Below are 15278 nucleotides of genomic sequence, written 5' to 3'. Positions count from 1 at the left end.
CCCGGTCCCCGGGCCCCCGGCCCGATCGGACCCCTGATTGGCCCCCGGGTAAGGGAACGGTAAAACGCCCTCGCTCGTTCACCCGGCATGACAGCTATGACCCCCGGCTCGAACATCCCCCTGGCCGCCGCCCGCGTGACGGTGGACGTCGCCGCGCCCGTGCGGCTCGACGTATCGGGCCTGCTGCTCACCGCCGACGGCAAGGTGCGCTCCGACGACGACTTCATCTTCTACAACCAGCCCACCGGCCAGGGCGTGACCTACCGCTCCGGCGGGGGCACCGCCCCGGACGCGATCGTGGTCGACACCACCGCCGTCCCGCCGGGCATCGAGAAGATCGTCGTCACCGCCAGCCCGGACGCCGCCGGGCAGTCCTTCCAGGGCATCGAACCGACCGCCACCATCCGCAACGCCGACGACAACTCCGTCCTCGCCACCTTCACGCCCCCGCAGCTCGGCACCGAGACCGCGCTGGTGATCGTGGAGGTCTACCTGCGCAACGGCGCCTGGAAGGCCCGCGCGGTCGGCCAGGGCTACGCCAACGGCCTCGCCGGCATCGCGACGGACTTCGGCGTCTCGGTGGAGGAGCCCGCCGCCCCGGCCGCCCAGCCGGCGCCGCCGCGGTCCCAGGCGGCCACCCCGCCGCCGGCGCCCGCCGCCGCGCCCACGATGCCCGCCGCCCCGCCCGCGGCCCCGGCCGCCCCGCCGGCCCCCGCCCCGGGCGCCGGGAAGATCAACCTCGACAAGGGCCGGGTCAGCCTCCAGAAGAACCAGACCGTCTCCCTCGTCAAGGGCGGCCGTCCGGTGCTCTCCCAGGTCAAGATGGGCCTCGGCTGGGAGCCCGCGTACCGCGGCAAGGACATCGACCTGGACGCCTCGGTGATCGCCTACGGCCCGCAGCGCAACCACATCGACAGCTGCTACTTCGGCAAGCTGTCCATCGTCGGCGGCGCCGTCAAGCACTCCGGGGACAACCTCACCGGCGAGGGCGGCGGTGACGACGAGGTGATCACGGTCGACCTGGGCCGGCTCCCGCAGGAGGTCAGCGGCCTGGTCTTCACGGTCAACTCGTTCTCCGGCCAGAAGTTCACGGAGGTCGCCAAGGCGTACTGCCGTCTCATGGACGCCGCGAGCGGCGAGGAGCTGGTCCGCTTCGACCTCACCAGCGCCGAGCCGCAGACCGGCGTGATGATGGCGAAGCTGATCCGCCAGTTCTCCGGCGAGTGGGAGATGACCGCGATGGGCGAGTTCGTCAAGTCCCGCACCGTCCGGGGCATGGTGAAGCCGGCGGCGAAGGCGCTGTAGACGCCCGGGCCGGTGGGCGCTCCCGCACGGCGGGGCGCCCCACCGGCCCGGCCCCTCACCCCTCCTCGGTGCCGTGCGCCCCGCCGCCCGCGCCGCCCGCGGCTCACGCCCGCAACCCGCCCCACACCAGCGCCAGATACCGGCGCACGGACCGGCCGTCCGTGCCGTCCGTCCCGTCGGCCGCCTCGGCCGCCGTCGCCACCCCGTGGACCAGCCGCAGCACCTCGATCGGCTCCACGTCCCGCCGCAGCGTCCCTTCCTCCCGCGCCGCCCGCACCAGCCGCCGCGCCGCGCTCCGCAGGCAGTCGCCGCACGCCGTGTCCACCGCCGAGCCGCCGGCCGTGACGGCGGTGCCGAGCAGCGCCTTCATCCCGCGGACCTCGATCATTCCGACGGCGAGTTCGTTCAGCCACTCCACCAGCGCCTCGCCCGGCGCCCGCTCGGCCGCGATCACACCGGCGCGTGCCGCGATCGCCTCGATCCGGCCGAGATAGGCGGCCTCCAGCAACGCCTGCCGCGTCGGAAAATGCCGGTAGAGCGTGCCGGTCCCGACGCCCGCGCGCTTGGCGATGTCGTCCAGGGAGGCGCCCTCCCCGTGCTCGGCGAAGGCCACCGCCGCGGCTTGGAGCAGCCGCTCACGATTGCGGCGGGCGTCCGCGCGCATGGGCCTGACCTGCGCCATCCCACTACTCCCTGCCCACAGACGATGCTCGCCGCACCTTACCGCGCGCCCACCCGGCCCCGGTGGCTAGAACAGCGCGCTGTACGCGTTCAGCGCCGGCTGCCCGCCGAGGTGGGCGTAGAGCACGGTGGCGTCGCCGCCGATCTCGCCGCGCCCGACCAGGTCGACCAGTCCCGCCATCGACTTCCCCTCGTAGACCGGGTCGGTGATCATGCCCTCGGTGCGGGCGGCGAGCCGCATCGCCGCGAGCGTGGTCTCGTCGGGGATGCCGTACGTGCCCGCGTGATACCGCTCGTCCAGTTCGACGTCCGCCTCCGTCAGCTCCTTCGTCACGCCGATGAGCTGTCCCGTGCGGTGCGCGATCCGGGCGATCTGCTCCCGGGTGCGGGCGGGCGAGGCGGACGCGTCGACGCCGATCACCCGTCGGGGCCGGCCGCCCGCCTCCTCCAGCGCGCGGAACCCGGCGACCATGCCGGCCTGCGTCGACCCGGTCACCGAGCAGACGACGACGGTGTCGAAGAAGACGCCCAGCTCCCGTTCCTGCTCGGCGACCTCGTGGGCCCAGCCGGCGAAGCCGAGCCCGCCGAGCGGATGGTCGGAGGCACCGGCGGGAATGGCGTACGGCTTGCCGCCCGCGTCCTCGACCTCCCTGAGGGCCTGCTCCCAGCTCTCCTTGAAGCCGATGCCGAACCCGGCCCGCACCAGCCGCACGTCGGCCCCGGCGAGCCGGGAGACCAGGATGTTGCCGACCTTGTCGTACACGGCGTCGGGCCAGTCGACCCAGCTCTCCTGCACCAATACGCACTTGAGTCCGGCGCGGGCGGCGACGGCGGCGACCTGGCGAGTGTGGTTGGACTGCACGCCGCCGATGGAGACCAGGGTGTCGCAGCCCTGCGCGAGCGCGTCGGCGACCAGGTACTCCAGCTTGCGGGTCTTGTTGCCGCCGTAGGCGATGCCGGAGTTCAGGTCTTCCCGCTTGGCCCAGAGCGCGGCCCCGCCGAGGTGCGCGGTGAGGCGCTCCAGCCGGTGCACCGGCGAGGGACCGAGGAGCAGGGGGTAACGCGCGTACGAGGCAAGGGACATGGGTCCTCCTGGGTCGGGCCGGATCAGTCGGGGCCGGCGAGTTCCTCGAGGCCGCGCCAGATCTCCGCCGTCACCCGCAGCGCCGTGTCCGTGTCACCGGCCGCGCAGGCCTCGATGAGCCTGTCGTGCAGCCCGGCCGACCGGCAGGTGCCGCCCTCGCCGAAGCGGCGGCGCTCCAGGCGGCGGATGAGCGGGGTGTAGCGGGCGACGGTGGCGGCGGCGGCCCGGTTGGCGGCGGCGCGGACGAGGACGTGGTGCAGTTCGTCGTCGGCGCGCAGGGCACCGTCGACGTCGCCCGCGTGGACGGCCGCCGCGAACCGCTCGTTGGCCGCGCGCATCGCGTCGAGGTCCGCCTCCCCCAGCCGGGGTACGGCGACCCGCGTGACCAGTTCGTGCATGGCGCCGACGACGGCGGCGGCGTCCCGCACCTCGGCGGCCACGACGGGGGTGACCCGGGTGTGGCTCTGCGGCTTGCTCTCCAGCAGCCCCTCGTCCACGAGCCGGGAGAACGCCTCGCGCACCGGGGCCCGGGACAGCCCCAGCCGCTCCGCCAGGTCGGCGTCGCGCACGATCGCGCCGGGCTCGATCTCCCCGGCGACGATGGCGTCCCGGATCACCTCGTGCGCGCGGTCGCGGAGCAGGGTGCGGGGTACGGGTCGGATGGCCTCCACAATTGAAATGTTAGATGTCAGTACCGGCCGCCGACAAGGGCGCGACTACCGCCGCTTCTGCCGCTTCCACGGCCCGGTGATCGCCAGCAGGATGCCGGGGTCCTGGATGTTGGCGTAGAGGGTCTTTCCGTCGGGCGAGAAGGTGACGCCGGTGAACTCGCTGTACTCCGGCTCCTGCTCGGAGCCGACGTTCAGATCGTTGCGGGCGATGGGGTAGGTGCGCCCGCTGTCGGTGGCGCCGAACAGGTGCTGGACGCCGTCGCCGTCCTCGGCGATGACCAGGCCGCCGTACGGGGAGACGGTGATGTTGTCCGGGCCGTCGAAGGCGCCGTCGGCGGAGGGGTCGACGTTGACGCCGAGCAGGACCTTCAGCGTCAGGGTGCGGCGCCTCGGGTCGTAGAACCAGACCTGGCCGTCGTGCGGGCGGCCGGGGCTCTCGTCACGGGCGTAGGAGGAGACGATGTAGGCACCGCCGTCGGCCCACCACATGCCCTCCAGCTTGCGGGCCCGCGTGACCTGGCCGTCGGTGAACTGCTTGCGCACGGAGACGGTGCGCGCGTCGCGGTCGGGTACGTCGATCCAGTCGACGCCGTAGACGGTGCCGGTCTTCGTCGCGCGGGAGAGGTCGTCGACGAACCTGCCGCCGGAGTCGAAGCACTTGAACGCCTGGAGGACACCGGCGTCGTCGGCGAGGGTGCGCAACCGGCCGCGGCCGTGCCGGAAGCCCTCCGGCGGGACCCAGCGGTAGAGGAGGCCGTTGGGACGGGAGGCGTCCTCGGTGAGGTAGAGGTGGCCGCGCTTGGGGTCGACGACGACGGCCTCGTGGGCGTAGCGGCCCAGCGCCTTGACGGGCTTGGGGTCCCGGTTGGCGCGGCGGTCCTCGGGGTCGACCTCGAAGACGTAGCCGTGGTCCTTGGTCATCCCCTCCTCGCCGGCCTTGTCCTCGGTCTCCTCGCAGGTCAGCCAGGTGCCCCACGGGGTGCTGCCGCCCGCGCAGTTGGTGGCGGTGCCGGCGATGCCGACCCACTCGGCGACGTGGCCGCCGCGGCGGACCTCGACGACCGTGCAGCCGCCGGCCGCGGCGGGGTCGTAGACGAGGCCCTCGGTGAGGGGGACGGGGTGCGGCCAGTCGTCGCGGTGGCCGCCGAGTTCGTGGTTGTTGACGAGGAGCGTGGTGCCGCGCGGTCCCTCGAAGGTGGCGGTGCCGTCGTGGTTGGAGGGGGTGTACTCGCCCGACTCCAGCCTGGTCCGGCCGCAGTACGTGATGATCTCGTACCGGAAGCCGGCGGGCAGGGCGAGGATGCCGTCCGGGTCGGGGATCAGGGGCCCGTAACCGACCCCGTCGTGCGCGTGTCCGTGCCCTCGCTCCCCGTGCTCCTCCCCCGCGCTCTCGGTGTCCGTGGACGCGAGGGCGTTCGGGGCGGTGGCGAGGGCGCCGACGCTGCCCGCCAGCACGACTCCGGCGCCGGTGAGCGCCGATCGGCCGGCGAAGTCCCTGCGGGTGAGCGACATGGTGTCTCCTGTGACGGTGGACGTGCCGTGGAGGATGGCGGACCTCGGTTCGGCGACACGGTTGCGCCCGCGCCTGAACGGCGGTTGAACTGGGCGCGACCTCTCCCTGCCGGGTTGCGTGAATCCGTGCGGCGAGCAGACCGGGGAGCGCACCGCCGCCCGCCCCGCCGGCCGCCGACCGGTGTGAACCGGACCGCGACCGGCGCGCGTGTCAGCCGCCCTGCTGCGAGCGCGCCTTGAACGCCGCCTTGCGGGCTTCCTTCGCGACCTTCTTGTCGGGGTGCAGCCGCCCCATCGCCTCCAGGACGTCCGGCGTGGCCGGGTGGTCGACCCGCCAGGCGGTGTCGAAGAACCCGCTGTGCTGCCGGGCCAGCCCTTCCACCAGGGCGCGCAGCTCCTCGGAGTTGCCCTCGGCCGCGAGCTGGGCGGCCACGGTGTCGATGGTCAGCCAGAAGACCATCTCCTGGGGCGGTGCCGGTACGTCCCGCGCGCCGTGCTCGGTCAGCCAGACCCGGGCCAGGCCGCCCAGCTCGGCGTCGTCGAGGACCTCCCGCAGCGCGGGCTCCGCCTCGGCGCCGACCAGGGACAGCGCCTGCTGGCAGCGCAGCCGGCGCAGGGGCGCGCCGGTGTCCGCGCCGCGCGCCGCCGCCAGCAGCTCGCGGGCCGCGTCCAGCGGGCCCCGCCCGGCCAGCCACAGCTCGGTCTCGGCGTGGGCCGCGGCCGGCGGGAAGGGCGCCGTGCCGTCGAGCAGCGCGTCGGCGCCCTTGTCGGCGAGGTCGCCGACGGCGGGCGCGTCGAACCCGGCCTCCAGGAGCCGGGCGCGCAGCCCGTACAGGCCGAGCGGGGTGAGCCGCACCATGCCGTACCGGGCGACGTCGGTCTCGTCGACGGGCGCCGCGGGCTCCTCGTCCCCGTCGGCCATCAGGGCCTCGTCCACCGGCCGGTAGGCGACCAGGCCGACGGGCTCCAGCAGCCGGAACTGGTCGTCCAGCCGCATCATCGCGTCGGACACCTGCTCCAGCACGTCGTTGGTGGGCTCGCCCATGTCGCTGGGGACGATGACGGACGCGGCGAGCGCGGGCAGCGGCACCGGGCCGTCGCCGGGCCCGTCCTCACCGACGGTGAGCAGGTAGAGGTTGCCGAGCACGCCGTCGAGGAACTCCGCCTCGGCCTCCGGGTCCCAGTCCAGGGTCGACAGGTCGACCTCGCCGCCCTCGGCCATCGCGTCGATCAGGTCGTCGAGGTCGGGCACGCTCGCGTCGGCGAGCACGGCCTCCAGGGCGGTGAGCCACACCCCGAGCACGTCCCGCGGGGAGCCGCCGGTGAGCAGGGCGAGGTCCTCGCCGGCCGCGACGGTGCCCGCCTCCTCGTCGGTGACCTCGACGAGCCCGGTGTCCACGGCGATCCGCCACGCCTCGCTCGCACAGGCCGCGGCGTCGTCGCCGGTCAGTCCCAGTTCCCCGGCCGCCGCCGGCAGTTGCTCCTCGACGAGTCCGCCGCCGGCGTCGACGCGGGTGTCCGGTCCGGCCCAGCGGGCCAGCCGGGCGGCCCGGGCGAGCAGCGGGGTGGACAGCGCGTCACGGGCCAGCTCCGCTTCGGGACGCAGCCGTGCGGGCGGCAGGGTGGAGCTGTCTGACATCGGCTGTTTCTCTCCTCGCGCGCCGTGACCGCCGTACGGCCATCCGGACGCCGTACGGCTCAGCCGCTCAGCCTAGACGGGTTTCCACCCATGCCGCCCGGTTCATCTCCCCGACGGGTGCCGTACATGGCCGAAACCTTGACAACTCCCCCGGGCAGGCAGGAGATTGACGCGCGTAGAAGGCGGGGGGACAAGTGTTCACCCAGGTCCGCTCCACTCGGGTCCTGGAGGGCCCGCGGCCCCTCGCGTCCCGCGTCCCACCCTCGTCCCGGCGCTCCGTCACGTCCCCGGAGGGATCCCGTTGGCCAGCACGTCCTCCGCGCGCCTCGCCGCGCTCACCGTCGCCGCCGTCTGTTCGGTGACGTCCACCGTCGTCCTCACCTCGCCCGCGCACGCCGACTCGGTGCGCGTCCACGACATCCAGGGCAGCACCCGGCTGTCGCCGTACGCCGGCAAGCAGGTCACCGACGTGGCCGGAATCGTCACCGGCGTGCGCGGCTACGGCTCCTCCCGAGGTTTCTGGATCCAGGATCCGCGGCCGGACGCCGACCCGGCCACCAGCGAGGGCGTCTTCGTCTTCACCGGCTCCACCCCGAAGGGCGTCGCCGTCGGTGACGCGGTCACCGTCTCCGGCACGGTGACGGAGTACGTCCCGGGGGGCACCTCCTCCGGCAACCAGTCGCTGACCGAGATCACCCGTCCGACGTTCACCGTCGTCTCCAGCGGCAACGAGGTCCCGGCCGCGACGACCGTCTCCGCCCGCTCCGTGCCGCGCGCCTACGCCCCCGAGGGCGACGAGGCGGCGAACGGCTCGGTCAACGGCCTCACGCTCCGGCCCGCCACGTACGCCCTGGACCACTACGAGTCCCTGGAGGGCATGAACGTCCGGGTCGCCGACGCCCGCGTCGTGGGCGCCTCCGACCCGTACACCGAGCTGTGGGTCACGGTGAAGCCCTGGGAGAACGCCAACCGCCGCGGCGGCACCGTCTACGGCTCCTACGACTCCCAGAACACCGGCCGGCTCCAGATCCAGTCCCTGGGCAAGCCGGCCGACTTCCCCGACGCGAACGTGGGCGACACCCTCGCCGGGACCACCGCGGGCCCGCTGGACTACAACCAGTACGGCGGCTACACCCTGGTCGCCAGCGAGGTCGGCGCCCTGGAGCGCGGCGGCACCGAGCGCGAGTCGACGCGCCCGCAGAGCGGCCGCGAGCTGGCGGTGGCGACGTACAACGTCGAGAACCTCGACCCGTCCGACGCCACCTTCGCCGCGCACGCGGAGGCGATCACGCACAACCTCGCGTCGCCCGACATCGTGTCCCTGGAGGAGATCCAGGACGACAACGGCGCCACGGACGACGGCACGGTGACCGCCGGCGTGACGCTCGGCAGGCTGACCGACGCGATCGTCGCGGCCGGCGGCCCCCGCTACGAGTGGCGTTCGGTGGACCCGGCCGACAAGGCGGACGGCGGGGAACCCGGCGGCAACATCCGCCAGGCGTTCCTGTTCAACCCGGAGCGGGTCTCCTTCACCGACCGCGGGGCCGGCGACGCGACCACCGCGACCGGGGTGACGAAGGTGCGCGGCAAGGCGGCGCTCACCCACTCCCCCGGCCGCGTGGACCCGGCGAACCCCGCCTGGGAGAACAGCCGCAAGCCGCTGGCCGGCGAGTTCGTCTTCCGCGGCCGCACGGTCGTGGTGATCGCCAACCACTTCAACTCCAAGGGCGGCGACCAGGGTCTGACGGCGCAGTACCAGCCGCCGTCGCGCGGCTCGGAGACCCAGCGCCACCTCCAGGCGAAGGCCGTGAACACCTTCGTCAAGGACGTCCTCGCCGTCCAGCAGAACGCGGACGTCATCGCCCTCGGCGACATCAACGACTTCGAGTTCTCGACCACCACGCGCCTCCTGGAGGACGGCGGCGCGCTGTGGTCGGCGGTCAAGTCGCTGCCGCGCGGCGAGCGCTACTCGTACGTCTACCAGGGCAACAGCCAGGTCCTGGACCAGATCCTGGTCAGCCCGTCGATCCGGTGGGCCGGGCACCTGTCGTACGACAGCGTGCACGTCAACGCCGAGTTCCACGACCAGATCAGCGACCACGACCCGCAGGTGCTGCGGTTCCGTCCGTAGCCGGCGCCCGGTGGGGGCGGGTCAGCGGGGCACGAGGCCGAGGGCGTGGTCGTAGCGGTCGACCGTACTGCTCTTCAGGCCCGGCCAGTTCCGCACCCGCTCCCACCGCGCCGACGCCGAGCCGACGCCGTCGCCCGGTGCGGCGAGGGCGTCGATGTGGGCCTGGGCGCTCTCCCACTCGGCGTAGTTGAGGACGCGGGTGCCGTCGGTACTGAGGTGGAAGTGGGCGGAGATGCCGCCGGGGTACGGCTCCGGCTCGCTCGCCAGGGCCTCCAGGACGGCGTCCACCCAGGCGCGCTGCCGGTCGGGGTCGGGTCCCTCGAACTCGACGTCGACGACCACGACGCAGCCCGGGGCGGGCGTCGCCCCGTCCTCCCGGGTGGCGCCGCGGTAGCGCCGGTACCTGCCGAGACCGAGGCGTTCGATGCCCGGCACGGCGGTGTCGATCTCGTCGACGCGTTCCTGCCGCTGGGCCCGCGGCGGAGCCGCTGTCGGATCGAGCACGAAGGCTTCGTACGCCTGTTCGCTCGCCCACTGCGAGTGGTGCAGCAGCGTGCTGCCGTCGTGGCCGGTGTAGACGTGGTAGCCCAGCAGGCCGTCGGCGGGCCAGGGCCGGCGTTCCCAGGTGCGGGCGATGGCGTCGACGGTCTGCCGCTGCCGCTCGGGGGTGCCCACCCGCCAGGTGCTGAAGAAGGAGGCCCGGACGTCCGCGCGGACGAGGTCGGGGTGGGCGTCGGTGCGGCGGGTCATACCGGCCTCCAGGACTCGGTGGTCACCGGATGCGGGTGCATCGGGCGTGAACACCACCCTCCGACCTCGACCAAGGTCGAGGTCAAGCCCCCTCGTGGCGCGCGGCATGAACGCGTGTCACCTGAACGACGAAAGGGCCCCGTTCCCGAGACCCCTCGTCCTGCCGCGGCGTGCTCAGCAGGGATGGTGACGGCGCCGCATCACGCCCGCCGCGACCACGACACCGACCGCCGCCCCGGCGACCAGGACCGCCCGCGGATGCGCGAGCCCCGCCCGGACCGCCCCGCGCGCCCGTCCCGGCCCGCCCCGCTCGACGCCGTACCCGTCCGCCTCGCGATGCCCGGCCCGGCCCGCTTTGTCCTGCACGGTGTGCCCGGCCTGACTCGCCTTGCTCTGCACGGTGTGCCCGGCCTGACTCGCCTTGTCCTGCACGGCGTGCCCGGCCCGGCTCGTCCTGTCCTGCACGGCGTGCCCGGCCTGCGCGGCGGAGCTGCGCAGTTGCACGGTCATGGCGCCGGCCTTGTCCCTGAGGTCGGCGGCCCGGGCCTTGGCGCGGCCCTTCACGTCTGCCTTCCCCGCCAGTTCCTCCACGGTGTCGCCGAGCTGGCTGCGGGTCTGTTCGATCTGCTGCCGCAACTCGTCGGGCCCCTTGGCCCCGCCCACCGGCTGCGCGGTGGAGCCGGACCTCGTGCCGTCACCGCTCGTCGCGTCGGTCATCGATGCGCCCTCTCCCTGATCTGGTCCACGTCGGCCCGGACGCTGTCGATGGTCTCCTCCGGCTTCGGCGGCACGGCGCGGCGGAGCTGGGAGCGGCCCATCATGGCCAGTACGCCCGCGATCACGAAGAGCACCGCCGTCACGATGAGCGCCGCGGCCCACACGGGCAGCACCAGCGAGAGCGCGGCGGTGGCCGTGCCGGCCAGGGCGAACAGACCGACGTACGCGACGGCACCGGCGGCGCCGAGCATCCCGCCGCCGCGCCCGGCGCGTTTGCCCTTCTCGGCCAGCTCCATCTTGGCGAGGGCCACTTCCTGGCGCACGAGCCGGGAGAGCTGTTCGGTGGCCTGACCGACGAGTTCGCCCACGGAGTGCTGCTCGTCGCGCACCGGCCTGGTGTGCATGGTCCCGGTCACGGTGTTCCGCCTCCTCTCGGTTCGGGAGCACCCCGGGTACCCCCGGCCGACCGCCGCTACCCCCCACGCTCCACACCGCACCACCTCGCAGCATCGCTTATCGATACCTCGTAGAAGAATTAAGTGGAGCTGCACGATCAACCCGTCGACACTCCTCCCATGACGACAGAGCACTCCCCCGCACCGTTCGGCCGCGCCCTGTGCGCCATGATCACGCCGTTCACCGAGGCCGGCGGGCTCGATCTCGACGGCGCCCAGCGCCTCGCCGACCGGCTGGTGACGCGGGGGTGCGACGGCCTGGTGCTGTCCGGCACCACGGGCGAGTCGCCGACCACCACGGACGCCGAGAAGGCGGCGCTGGTGACGGCGGTACGGGAGGCGGTCGGGGACCGGGCGCGGCTCGTCGCCGGGGTGGGCACCGCCGACACCCGGCACACGGTGGAGCTGGCCCTGGCGGCGGAGCAGGCCGGCGCGGACGGCCTGCTCGTGGTCGCCCCGTACTACAGCAGGCCCCCGCAGGACGCCCTGGAGGCACACTTCCGGGAGATCGCCGACGCCTCCGGCCTGCCCCTCGCCCTCTACGACATCCCCGGCCGCACCGGCACCCGCGTCGAACCCGACACGCTGGTCCGCCTCGCCGGGCACCCGCGGATCGTCGCCGTCAAGGACTGCTCGTACGACCTCCTCGGCACCCAGCAGGTGATGTCCCGGACGTCCCTGGCGTACTACGCGGGCTGCGACGAACAGATCCTCCCCCTCTACGCGATCGGCGCGGCGGGCTACGTCAGCACGGTCGCGAACGTCGTACCGGAACTGTTCCGGGCCGTCCTCGACGCCTTCGACGCGGGTGACACCGGGCGGGCCGCCCTGCTCCAGCGGCGGGCGGTCCCGCTGGTCGGGGCGATGATGGCGGCCGGACTGCCCGGCACGGTCACGGCCAAGGCACTGCTCGGCGCGCTGGGGCTGCCCGCGGGCCCGGTCCGCGCCCCGCTGCGGCGCGCGGACCGGGGGACGACCGACGCGCTGCTGTCGGCCTACGAGGAGCTGACCGGTCAGCTCCAGGTGTAGCCGTCACCGAGCAGCAGCGTGTGTTCCAGGACGTCCTCCGCCGGGTCGTCGATCTGCCCGACGTTGACGTTGAGGAGGCCCACCCGGGGGCCGTTGTGCGAACCGGTGGTCGTCTCGTCGGCGTGCGCGCTCCCCGCCGGGACCCAGCACACCAGCGCCGCGGCGCCCGCCCCGGCCAGCCAACGCGCCACGGTCCTCGCCCGCTCGTTCGTCATACCAGGCCCTCGTTTCGTCTGATCGGCGTCTGATCGGACACTGCGTCCACCCGTTCATCCGCCAAGACCACCGGGAGGACACGGCCCCTCATCCGTACGTGCGGGGGGCGCACGGGGCACGGGGCGCACGAAGGCACGCGAAACGGTGAGCGCCCTCCCGGCCGGCCCGGGGCGGGCCTTGCCGGGAGGGCGCTCTGCGTCGTGCGCCGGTGATCAGTTGTGGCTGTGCAGGATCTCGTTCAGGCCGCCCCACACCGCGTTGTTCGGGCGGGCCTCGACCGTGCCCGTGACCGAGTTGCGGCGGAAGAGGATGTTCGAGGCGCCGGAGAGTTCGCGGGCCTTGACGACCTGGCCGTCGGGCATGGTCACGCGGGTGCCGGCGGTGACGTAGAGGCCGGCCTCGACCACGCACTCGTCGCCGAGCGCGATGCCGACGCCCGCCTCGGCGCCGACCAGGCAGCGCTCGCCGATGGAGATGATGACGTTGCCGCCGCCGGAGAGGGTGCCCATGGTGGAGGCGCCGCCGCCGATGTCCGAGCCGTCGCCGACGATGACGCCCGCGGAGATGCGGCCCTCGACCATGGAGGTGCCGAGCGTGCCGGCGTTGAAGTTGACGAAGCCCTCGTGCATGACGGTGGTGCCCTCGGAGAGGTGCGCGCCGAGGCGGACGCGGTCGGCGTCGGCGATGCGGACGCCCTTGGGGGCGACGTAGTCCGTCATGCGCGGGAACTTGTCGATCGAGGTCACCTGGAGGTGCAGGCCCTCGGCCCGGGCGTTGAGGCGGACCTTCTCGACGTCGTCGACGGCGACCGGGCCCAGCGAGGTCCAGGCGACGTTGGCGAGGTGGGCGAAGATGCCGTCCAGGTTCTGGCCGTGCGGCTTGACCAGGCGGTGGGAGAGCAGGTGCAGGCGCAGGTAGACGTCGTGCGTGTCGACCGGCTTCTCCTCCAGGGAGGCGATGACCGTACGCACCGCGACCACCTCGACGCCGCGGCGGGCGTCGGGGCCGATCGCCGCGGTCGCGCCGCCGCCGAGGAGGTCGGCGGCCTGTTCGGCGGAGAGGCGCTCGGTGCCGGACGGGCCCGGCTCCGCGGCGAGTTCGGGGGCCGGGAACCAGGTGTCGAGAACCGTGCCGTCGGCGGCGATCGTGGCGAGGCCGGCGGCCACGGCGCCGGTGGTGCGGGAAGCAGTCGTGTCGGTCATGAGGGCAACCTAACCGGCCGCCGCCGCTGGAAGCGAGTCGGCCCCGCGGGCGTCTCGCGTGCCGGGCGGTACGGCGTCCCCGGACGCCCCCGTCGAGGTCAGGGGCCCGGAGGGATCACCCGCGCCAGCACCTCCCGCGCGTACCCCTCGTCGTACGGCGTGTCCGTCAGCAGCACCTGGAGGCAGATCCCGTCCAGCACGGCGACCAGCGCCCGTGCCGTGAGCGGATCGGTGCGGCCGGCGAGGGCGGCGCCGACGCCCTCGGCCCACTCGGCCGCGACGGGGCGCAGGGCGGGACGGCGCAGGGCGGCGAGGTACAGCTCGTACTCCAGCTCGACGCCGGTGCGGTCGCCGGCCAGCCACTCGCCGAGGACGCGGGCGAGTTCGCCGGCCAGGTCGGTGCCGGGGTCGGCGAGCGCCGGGTGCGCGGCGACCACCTCGGCGAAGCCCTCGTTCGCCTGGCGCAGGGCGGCGACCAGCAGTTCGTCGAGGGTCGCGAAGTGGTACGTCGTGGAGCCCAGGGGCACGTCCGCCTCGGCGGCGACGGTGCGGTGGCTGAGGCCCGCGATGCCCTTGCGGCCGACGACCCGGATCGCCGCGTCGATGAGCCGCTGGCGCCGCCCGGGGTCGTGGCGCCGGGACATCAGTGCGCGCCGCCCAGGTTCAGGACGACCACGCCGACGATGATCAGCGCGATGCCCGCGGCCTTGGTGACGGTCATGCCCTCGCCCATGAACGCCACGCCGATCGCGGCGATGGCGGCGGTGCCCACGCCGGCCCAGATGGCGTACGCCGTGCCGACGGCGAGGACCTTCAGGGTCTGGGCGAGCAGCGCGAAGGAGAGCACGTAGGCGAGGGCGGTCAGCAGGGAGGGGCCGAGCCTGCTGAAACCCTCGCTGTACTTCATGGCGGTGGTCCCGGCGACCTCGGCGGCGATGGCTCCGGCCAGGAGCAGATATCCCATGTGTACGAGCGTACATAACGGGACCGCCCGGGAAGCGCGGAATGGCGGTACCCAAGCGGAACGGCGGCACCCCGAGGGGTACCGCCGTTCGTGCGCCAGGGGCGCCTCAGACGTTGAAGCCGAGCGCGCGCAGCTGCTCGCGGCCGTCGTCCGTGATCTTGTCCGGGCCCCACGGCGGCATCCAGACCCAGTTGATGCGCAGCTCGCTGACGAGGCCGTCCGTGGCGGACTTGGCCTGGTCCTCGATCACGTCGGTCAGCGGACAGGCCGCCGACGTCAGGGTCATGTCGATGGTCGCGATGTTGGCGTCGTCGATGTGGACGCCGTAGATCAGGCCCAGGTTGACGACGTCGATGCCCAGCTCGGGGTCGACGACGTCCAGCAGGGCCTCGCGGACCTCCTCCTCGGAGGCCGGCTTCATTTCCACGGTCTCGCTCATGCCGTCGTCTCCTTCTCGGTGTCGGCGCCGTCCAGCGCCTGGGCCGTCGCGTCCTTCCAGGCCATCCAGCTCAGCAGGGCGCACTTGACCCGGGCCGGGTACTTCGAGACCCCGGCGAACGCGACCGCGTCCTCCAGGACCTCCTCCATGGCGTCGTCCGGCTCGATCCGGCCCTTGGACTGCATCAGCTCCAGGAAGGTCTCCTGGATCTTCTGCGCCCGGGCCAGGTCCTTGCCGACCAGCAGCTCGTTCAGCACGGAGGCGCTCGCCTGGCTGATGGAGCAGCCCTGGCCCTCGTAGCTGACGTCGCTGACCGTCGTGCCGTCGTACTTCACGCGGAGGGTGATCTCGTCGCCGCATGTCGGGTTGACGTGGTGGACCTCGGCGTCGCCATCCCGCAAGCCCCGCCCGTGCGGGTTCTTGTAGTGGTCCAGGATGACTTCCTGGTACATGGAGTCCAGCTTCATGCTCTTCGCTCGTCCC

At 73.5% G+C, this 15278-nt stretch carries 17 protein-coding genes; 3 read left to right on the top strand and 14 right to left on the bottom strand.

Annotated features, from left to right (window positions below):
* Window positions 1-96: 96 nt before the first annotated feature.
* Window positions 97-1305, top strand: a complete 1209-nt coding sequence (locus ACFIF2_RS12380) for a TerD family protein (protein ID WP_395572744.1) — start codon at window positions 97-99, stop codon at window positions 1303-1305.
* A 103-nt stretch (window positions 1306-1408) separates the two neighbouring features.
* Here ACFIF2_RS12380 and ACFIF2_RS12375 read toward each other — a convergent pair whose 3' ends face one another.
* The 5 genes from ACFIF2_RS12375 to ACFIF2_RS12355 form a co-directional block, all read right to left on the bottom strand.
* Window positions 1409-1987 (bottom strand): TetR/AcrR family transcriptional regulator, encoded by a 579-nt coding sequence (locus ACFIF2_RS12375; protein WP_395572637.1) that lies wholly within the window; start codon window positions 1985-1987, stop codon window positions 1409-1411.
* A 66-nt stretch (window positions 1988-2053) separates the two neighbouring features.
* Window positions 2054-3070, bottom strand: a complete 1017-nt coding sequence (locus tag ACFIF2_RS12370) for a 1-aminocyclopropane-1-carboxylate deaminase (protein WP_395572636.1) — start codon at window positions 3068-3070, stop codon at window positions 2054-2056.
* Between the two features lie 23 nt (window positions 3071-3093).
* Complete coding sequence (locus ACFIF2_RS12365) at window positions 3094-3741, bottom strand: GntR family transcriptional regulator (protein WP_395572635.1); 648 nt, start codon at window positions 3739-3741, stop codon at window positions 3094-3096.
* A 45-nt stretch (window positions 3742-3786) separates the two neighbouring features.
* On the bottom strand, window positions 3787-5253 hold the full coding sequence (locus tag ACFIF2_RS12360; RefSeq protein ID WP_395572634.1) for a PhoX family protein: 1467 nt from the start codon (window positions 5251-5253) through the stop codon (window positions 3787-3789).
* Window positions 5254-5464: 211 nt separating this feature from the next.
* On the bottom strand, window positions 5465-6892 hold the full coding sequence (locus ACFIF2_RS12355; RefSeq protein WP_395572633.1) for a hypothetical protein: 1428 nt from the start codon (window positions 6890-6892) through the stop codon (window positions 5465-5467).
* A 301-nt stretch (window positions 6893-7193) separates the two neighbouring features.
* Here ACFIF2_RS12355 and ACFIF2_RS12350 point away from each other — a divergent pair, with 301 nt between their 5' ends.
* The gene (locus tag ACFIF2_RS12350; RefSeq protein ID WP_395572632.1) at window positions 7194-9023 is read left to right on the top strand and encodes an endonuclease/exonuclease/phosphatase family protein; all 1830 of its coding nucleotides are present in this window, start codon (window positions 7194-7196) and stop codon (window positions 9021-9023) included.
* A gap of 21 nt (window positions 9024-9044) precedes the next feature.
* Here ACFIF2_RS12350 and ACFIF2_RS12345 read toward each other — a convergent pair whose 3' ends face one another.
* The 3 genes from ACFIF2_RS12345 to ACFIF2_RS12335 form a co-directional block, all read right to left on the bottom strand.
* Entirely contained in the window at window positions 9045-9773 is a 729-nt protein-coding gene (locus ACFIF2_RS12345) for an antibiotic biosynthesis monooxygenase (protein ID WP_395572631.1), read from the bottom strand.
* Window positions 9774-9947: 174 nt separating this feature from the next.
* The gene (locus ACFIF2_RS12340; protein ID WP_395572630.1) at window positions 9948-10490 is read right to left on the bottom strand and encodes a DUF3618 domain-containing protein; all 543 of its coding nucleotides are present in this window, start codon (window positions 10488-10490) and stop codon (window positions 9948-9950) included.
* Window positions 10487-10906 carry a phage holin family protein gene (locus ACFIF2_RS12335; protein ID WP_395572629.1) on the bottom strand — a complete coding sequence of 140 codons (420 nt, stop codon included), beginning with the start codon at window positions 10904-10906 and terminating at the stop codon, window positions 10487-10489. Before ACFIF2_RS12335 ends, ACFIF2_RS12340 begins: the two co-directional genes overlap by 4 nt.
* A 159-nt stretch (window positions 10907-11065) precedes the next feature.
* Here ACFIF2_RS12335 and dapA point away from each other — a divergent pair, with 159 nt between their 5' ends.
* Window positions 11066-11974: a 4-hydroxy-tetrahydrodipicolinate synthase gene (gene dapA / locus ACFIF2_RS12330; RefSeq protein WP_395572628.1), complete on the top strand. Its 909-nt coding sequence runs from the start codon at window positions 11066-11068 to the stop codon at window positions 11972-11974.
* Here the strand turns inward: dapA and ACFIF2_RS12325 are convergent.
* From ACFIF2_RS12325 to sufU, 6 genes are all read right to left on the bottom strand, one after another.
* Window positions 11959-12189, bottom strand: a complete 231-nt coding sequence (locus tag ACFIF2_RS12325; RefSeq protein ID WP_395572627.1) for a hypothetical protein — start codon at window positions 12187-12189, stop codon at window positions 11959-11961. The two genes, dapA and ACFIF2_RS12325, sit on opposite strands and share 16 nt — an antisense overlap.
* Window positions 12190-12402: 213 nt before the next feature.
* On the bottom strand, window positions 12403-13392 hold the full coding sequence (gene dapD, locus ACFIF2_RS12320) for a 2,3,4,5-tetrahydropyridine-2,6-dicarboxylate N-succinyltransferase (RefSeq protein ID WP_395572626.1): 990 nt from the start codon (window positions 13390-13392) through the stop codon (window positions 12403-12405).
* A 98-nt stretch (window positions 13393-13490) separates the two neighbouring features.
* Window positions 13491-14036, bottom strand: coding sequence for a TetR/AcrR family transcriptional regulator (locus ACFIF2_RS12315; RefSeq protein ID WP_395572625.1), 546 nt, complete (start codon window positions 14034-14036; stop codon window positions 13491-13493).
* Entirely contained in the window at window positions 14036-14356 is a 321-nt protein-coding gene (locus ACFIF2_RS12310; RefSeq protein WP_395572624.1) for a DMT family transporter, read from the bottom strand. The genes ACFIF2_RS12315 and ACFIF2_RS12310 overlap by 1 nt, the downstream gene beginning before the upstream one ends.
* Window positions 14357-14462: 106 nt before the next feature.
* Window positions 14463-14795 (bottom strand): metal-sulfur cluster assembly factor, encoded by a 333-nt coding sequence (locus ACFIF2_RS12305; protein WP_073721574.1) that lies wholly within the window; start codon window positions 14793-14795, stop codon window positions 14463-14465.
* Window positions 14792-15262 (bottom strand): Fe-S cluster assembly sulfur transfer protein SufU, encoded by a 471-nt coding sequence (sufU, locus tag ACFIF2_RS12300; protein WP_395572623.1) that lies wholly within the window; start codon window positions 15260-15262, stop codon window positions 14792-14794. The genes ACFIF2_RS12305 and sufU overlap by 4 nt, the downstream gene beginning before the upstream one ends.
* Window positions 15263-15278 lie beyond the last annotated feature (16 nt).

The sequence above is a fragment of the Streptomyces sp. BK79 genome, from assembly GCF_044142145.1.
In the GTDB taxonomy this organism is placed as follows: Bacteria; Actinomycetota; Actinomycetes; order Streptomycetales; family Streptomycetaceae; genus Streptomyces.
The sequence above is the reverse complement of the archived record's forward strand: the minus strand, read 5'-3'. Positions and strand labels throughout refer to the sequence as shown.

Excerpts from the sequence above, each read along its gene's own strand:
- ACFIF2_RS12360 (WP_395572634.1), bottom strand. The coding sequence starts at position 5,253 with ATGTCGCTCACCCGCAGGGACTTCGCCGGCCGATCGGCGCTCACCGGC.
- ACFIF2_RS12370 (WP_395572636.1), bottom strand. The coding sequence starts at position 3,070 with ATGTCCCTTGCCTCGTACGCGCGTTACCCCCTGCTCCTCGGTCCCTCG.
- ACFIF2_RS12325 (WP_395572627.1), bottom strand. The coding sequence starts at position 12,189 with ATGACGAACGAGCGGGCGAGGACCGTGGCGCGTTGGCTGGCCGGGGCG.
- ACFIF2_RS12310 (WP_395572624.1), bottom strand. The coding sequence starts at position 14,356 with ATGGGATATCTGCTCCTGGCCGGAGCCATCGCCGCCGAGGTCGCCGGG.
- ACFIF2_RS12345 (WP_395572631.1), bottom strand. The coding sequence starts at position 9,773 with ATGACCCGCCGCACCGACGCCCACCCCGACCTCGTCCGCGCGGACGTC.
- ACFIF2_RS12305 (WP_073721574.1), bottom strand. The coding sequence starts at position 14,795 with ATGAGCGAGACCGTGGAAATGAAGCCGGCCTCCGAGGAGGAGGTCCGC.
- sufU (WP_395572623.1), bottom strand. The coding sequence starts at position 15,262 with ATGAAGCTGGACTCCATGTACCAGGAAGTCATCCTGGACCACTACAAG.
- ACFIF2_RS12340 (WP_395572630.1), bottom strand. The coding sequence starts at position 10,490 with ATGACCGACGCGACGAGCGGTGACGGCACGAGGTCCGGCTCCACCGCG.
- ACFIF2_RS12375 (WP_395572637.1), bottom strand. The coding sequence starts at position 1,987 with ATGGCGCAGGTCAGGCCCATGCGCGCGGACGCCCGCCGCAATCGTGAG.
- dapA (WP_395572628.1), top strand. The coding sequence starts at position 11,066 with ATGACGACAGAGCACTCCCCCGCACCGTTCGGCCGCGCCCTGTGCGCC.
- ACFIF2_RS12380 (WP_395572744.1), top strand. The coding sequence starts at position 97 with ATGACCCCCGGCTCGAACATCCCCCTGGCCGCCGCCCGCGTGACGGTG.
- ACFIF2_RS12315 (WP_395572625.1), bottom strand. The coding sequence starts at position 14,036 with ATGTCCCGGCGCCACGACCCCGGGCGGCGCCAGCGGCTCATCGACGCG.
- dapD (WP_395572626.1), bottom strand. The coding sequence starts at position 13,392 with ATGACCGACACGACTGCTTCCCGCACCACCGGCGCCGTGGCCGCCGGC.
- ACFIF2_RS12355 (WP_395572633.1), bottom strand. The coding sequence starts at position 6,892 with ATGTCAGACAGCTCCACCCTGCCGCCCGCACGGCTGCGTCCCGAAGCG.